Origin of the sequence: Moorena sp. SIO3E8 (assembly GCF_010692445.1) — a bacterium.
GTDB classification, from domain to species: domain Bacteria; phylum Cyanobacteriota; class Cyanobacteriia; order Cyanobacteriales; family Coleofasciculaceae; genus Moorena; species Moorena bouillonii.
The window spans coordinates 1-4918 of sequence record NZ_JAAHHM010000254.1; the positions used below are offsets into that span (position 1 = coordinate 1).

Consider the following 4918-nt stretch of genomic DNA (forward strand, 5'->3'; position numbering starts at 1 on the left):
ATCCTCCCTTCGATACCTGACCGTTCTGAATTGCCACATTTGGCACTAACGAACCTAGAGTAGCTGAAACTTCAATATCTCCTGCTAGTGAAGGATTAGGCTTGTACTGATTGGTGAGCAAAACGGTTCCTGCCAACAGATCATTGGGAGATATGTTGAAGTCAAATATACTGACATTAGCAAAAGCGATGGTGCCGATTGTAATATCTGCACTGGTGGCAGTATTGGTAATAGTGGGTCTGCCAAAGATATTCAAATTGAACAAGTCACCAAAGAATCTGTTGCCTGTAAGTCCAGGGATACCAACTTGATTTCGATCTACTCCAGCACGAACATCAAGAGTCGGTTCAGCCTGACCATTAATATCCACTACTGTGCCATTAGATAAGGTAATGGCTTCGGAAATAAAGTCTATTCCTTCTGTACCTGTTTCATTACCTGTAATGATCACAAAACCGATATCTACTGCTCCCCCTGCCACGATATGTAGGGAGGTGCCTAGATAGCTGTTGAAACTAACATCCCCAACTGAGCGAATAATTGGGTCATCGGGACTAAATAAATCTCCCAGACTGCCATCGAGCTGTTCAATCCGGAAACTGCCACCACTCCAATAGTGGGCATCACCGGCGACCGTATTTTGCGTACGCAAAACCATATCCCCACCGGAAAAAAGACCACTGTCTGGATGGTTCAAGGCAAATATATCCACCCCTTGATTGCCCTGAATCAATAACTTACCGCCAGCAGCCGCTATAAATGGTCGCCCGATACTATCGCGTATTTGAACTGTATCTTCTCCATGGAGTGTCAAATTTCCCCCAGCAATTAGTTGACCTTGTAAGTCAAGATGGCCAGCAGCCAGGGTTAGGTCTTGCCCAACTACTAAATAACCTGCGTTCGTTATTTTGGGTTTGGGTTGATTCAAGCCATACTGCAATCCCGGAGTAATAGTAATACTCAATAAAGGGGGGGCTTGTGGATTGGTGGCACTGAATTCTGTACCGTTGTTGAACACTAAACTATTGGCTGTACTGGCGACAAAGGAACCTGCCACATCCAACCTGGCATTCTGGCCAAACACGATGCCATTGGGATTGAGTAAAAACAGATTCGCTCCACCATCCACACCAAGAGTTCCTAGAATGTTGGAGATATTACTCCCGGTCACCCGAGACAGAATGTTATCGATTCCGACTGGATTGGCAAAGTAAACCCGCTGTAGCTGACCAACATTAAAATCTTGAAAGCTGTGGAACAGGTTACTACCTCGGGCTGCTCCCCCTTCAATCAAGTCCCCTGGCTCTCCCCTAATCGTTGAATTTGGTGTTACCACTGAGGATTCATTACCCAAGGTTTGATCAGGGGTAATCTGGGCTAAAGCATAGTTCCCAGAAAAAGCAATAACCACCCATCCGATTAGGGTTATGGCTCCCTCAGTTAAGGGCAATATCCCTAGCCCTCTGGTTGAGGGCTTACTTTGCCGATTAGTCATCTGTCCGCCTCTGCACAACTAGCTAGTTGTCTGGAGTACCTATAGCAGTCGAATTTTACCTCTAAATTCTTATTTTCCTCCTGGGAAAGCCAGGGAGTTTACGGAATTTTTAGGTAATCTTTAACAAAAATTTACCGAAGTGGTGCGGATTGATAGTTTCGGTTTTTGACCTCTGAAACCGTTGGTATAGGGTTTATAAATGATATGTAAACTTTAATGGTCTTTTTTTAGTCTTTAATAAAACTCCCTAGCTCTTGCCCCTCTTGCTTTTTGCTTCTTGCCTTTTGCATTTTATAGCAATTATTTTGTTTACAACCCATATAAAAATTTTAGTTTAGATAAAATAGGTTTATCAGCTCAGAATGGACAGCGGTGTCTTGATGCAGTCGCTCATGGGGGAAACCACGGCAGTCGCTCATGGGGGAGACCCCCAAGACCGCGCTGCCTCCCCAAGACCGCGCAGCATCGCTTTGCTAGCTATTTGGAAATTAGTGAGCTCAAAGATACGGCTCAACAACAGGCAGAACAAGAGCGCCAACGGGCAGAGCAAGCAGAGGAAGCTTTAGAGGAAGCTCAAAAAACCTTGGCGCAAGAAAGAAATCGTATGAAAGCCTTGCGGTCGCAATTAAAAGCTAAAGGGATAGATCCAAAAGATTTGGATCTGTGCTGATGCTTAAAGAAACTCTTGCAGTTGCTTCAGCAGAGACTCGGTCTGCTCAATCCCTTCGTTATCCCGTTGAGTCTGGTAAAGTTCTAGGGCTTTTTCGATAGCAGTGAGGGCTTCGGTGACGCGAGAACGTTTTTTTAAGGCTACTCCTAGGTTATAGTGAGCTTGGGCATTTTCCGGAGCCAGTTCAATTAAACGTCTATAGGTCACTACTGCTGGTACATATTGTTCTTGGGCTAGAAGAATTTTCCCGATGTACTCCTGTGCTTCTACTAAATCAGGTTGGGCAGAAACTGCTCGACGAAATGCTTTGAGGGCACTGGATAAATTCCCTTTTGATTCCAGGATTTGACCGATCTGGAGGTGAATGTCAGGATTACGAGGGGCTAATTTCACCGCTTTTTCAAAAGCCGCCAGTCCAGCCATCTCATCCCCATGAATCAACCAAGCTGTGCCCAAACTTAGTTGGATACGGGTTTCGTTCGGAGCAATTTCCGCTGCTTTTTGGAACACTTTAATGGCTTCTTCAGCATTTTCCTGCTCTAACCAGGCTGCACCGATTAACTGGTATACTGTTAGATTGTCTGGCTCAATTTCCAGGATTTTTTCATAGGTTTCTATAGCGCCTTGATAGTCCTTTTGACGTAGCAGGGTAATGGCCAAACCAAAATAGGCGTTAATATTCTCCCGGTTCAGTTTAGTGGCACGACGATAGGCCGTAGCAGCACCAGCATTGTCCCCAGCATTGGCGAGACTGTAACCGAGTGCGTAATGGAAATTAGCATTTTCTGGCTCGAGTGCGATCGCTTTTTTGTAAGCGGCGGCAGCGTCTTGGAATTTGCCCAGACTTGCCTGTAAGTAGCCAATGCCCGAAAAAATCTTAGGGTTTCCCTGCTCCAGCTCAGCTGCTTCCTTATAAATAGCAACAGCTTCCTCATAGTCACCAGCATCTACAAACTCTCGTGCTTGATGGAGAAGGTCATTGAGCTGTTGATTATACTGCTGTCGGCTAGATACCAGAGTTGGCATGGCTTCAGCAATTTCTGGCAGGGGGGTTGCCACTACGGAAAAAAATAAGCTAAGAAGGAGGAACAAAGTTTGCTGTAGCAAGGTCAATTTTTTCATGGTCATCAGTAGAGTGTACTTTGGGAGGTTCACTATACTGATGAGTTTTACCATGAACACCCGCTAATCGGGAAGGGTTAACCGGGATAAATTTTGGTTAAGTTTTGTTAAGCTACAGGATTGCTTGGGGTTAACTTATGATAATAACCCTTCCGGTCTAGACCGGAAGGGTTAGTGTTGAAGGATGTCAAGCCTAAATTTATATAACTTAACAATCCTCTTTTAGATCTATATAGTAGATGTCTTTTAGATGTTTTTTTTATGACCCACCTATAGGGCTATAGGTGGGCTTTTTGAGTTTCACGAAAAGTTGAACCAGGGATGGCAAGCCTGATCCGTAACGATTATTAAGATTGCAAAGCACCACTTTGAACCATCATCAGGATGAAAATACCAACACTGGCGACTACTAAAACAAGACCTAAAGCCACTGATTGACCCAAATGGTTGGGAGTTTGAGAAGTCTTCATGTGTCTTTTCCTTTCTTATAGTTATGTATGCCGATAATGAACGATAACAAACTTTTGCCAAGCTTGATAAGAAAATGCAAAGTATCTTAACGTAACTTTACTTAAGTTAATACTGACTAAAGTGTGAGCTAGCTTGCTCTTTAGGCGAAGGGAATAGGATTTAATTGGAAGTTACCGACGTAATGGGATTAGCCCCCGTGATTTATCCGGGGGATATAAGCGTGCTTGAGGTATTTATTGGTCAAGGGATATTTTTTGCTTATGTTGTCCTCAATCCCTGTCTTGATCCAGTCGCTCATCGGTGAAACTCCTTGATGAAGGCGCACCTGTCGCTTTAGAGCGGGGAATGTCAATCATGTCAAATGATAATCGGGTTCAGGTCAACTTCCTGATCTCAGCAAGCTTGCTAGCAGCAATGAAAGCTAAAGCTAGGTAACTCGGAGATAGCTAGCAGTTCAGCTATACAAAACCTACCAAAGCAGATAGATGAGCATACAGCCGTTCCGGTGAATTTCCTCTAATTGGGGATGACGCTAGTGCGATCGCTTAATGTAACTGCTCTAGTTTAAGAGAAGCTTGTCGCAAGACTCAGTCTAATGGTGAAATTATTGTCTGAATTAAAGGTTTGAGTTTTGAAGTCAAAAAAATAGGGAATCAAAAGTGGTATCGCCAGGTCATCGAGTCAATCTAGGGTTTGTGTCATCAAACGCAACAGCCGAGATACGTGTATTTTTGAACACGTTTTTAAAGAATGTTAAGAGGAGTATTATGGTTGAAAATAATGTGGGATGAGAAATTACGATTGCAGTCTCAGTTGCAATAATTTCGTCTCACAATTCCGATGATTGTTGGTCGAGGTATTTATGATTGCAGGTCCTTACACTTCAGGATTAGTGTTCAAACGATTTATCCTCCTTAGCAAGTCTTCAGTAAAAACTTTATAAGCATCTTTTGTTGCCTTGTAAATTGCTTGATTACCTATAATTGTATTTTTGTCTGTTCCTTCGAGATTATTTACATCAGGAACTTTCCAAGTAAGCATTCAGGTGTAGAGATTGACAAAGTCACCCCACTCACTTCAAAAGCGGAATCAGAGACAATTCGTGAGAACGCTGCCTGACTGCTAAGGACACAGCCTGACTCAGGAACTTTATGGTATTA

At 43.5% G+C, this 4918-nt stretch carries 5 protein-coding genes; 1 reads left to right on the top strand and 4 read right to left on the bottom strand.

Annotated features, from left to right (window positions below; all coding sequences use genetic code 11):
- Positions 1-1495, bottom strand: a 1495-nt coding sequence (locus F6K46_RS38110; RefSeq protein WP_293118025.1) for a filamentous hemagglutinin N-terminal domain-containing protein, incomplete at its 3' end; no start/stop codon positions are given.
- Between the two features lie 277 nt (positions 1496-1772).
- Between F6K46_RS38110 and F6K46_RS38115 the strand changes: the two genes are divergently transcribed.
- Positions 1773-2165: a hypothetical protein gene (locus F6K46_RS38115; protein WP_075902483.1), complete on the top strand. Its 393-nt coding sequence runs from the start codon at positions 1773-1775 to the stop codon at positions 2163-2165.
- 3 nt (positions 2166-2168) lie between these two features.
- Here F6K46_RS38115 and F6K46_RS38120 read toward each other — a convergent pair whose 3' ends face one another.
- The 3 genes from F6K46_RS38120 to F6K46_RS38130 all read right to left on the bottom strand — a co-directional run bounded on the left by F6K46_RS38120 (position 2169) and on the right by F6K46_RS38130 (position 4799).
- Complete coding sequence (locus F6K46_RS38120; RefSeq protein WP_293063114.1) at positions 2169-3293, bottom strand: tetratricopeptide repeat protein; 1125 nt, start codon at positions 3291-3293, stop codon at positions 2169-2171.
- A gap of 341 nt (positions 3294-3634) precedes the next feature.
- A complete protein-coding gene (locus tag F6K46_RS38125; RefSeq protein WP_008180130.1) occupies positions 3635-3757 on the bottom strand; it encodes a hypothetical protein in 123 nt (40 codons plus the stop codon).
- Between the two features lie 877 nt (positions 3758-4634).
- Complete coding sequence (locus F6K46_RS38130; RefSeq protein ID WP_293063112.1) at positions 4635-4799, bottom strand: hypothetical protein; 165 nt, start codon at positions 4797-4799, stop codon at positions 4635-4637.
- Positions 4800-4918 lie beyond the last annotated feature (119 nt).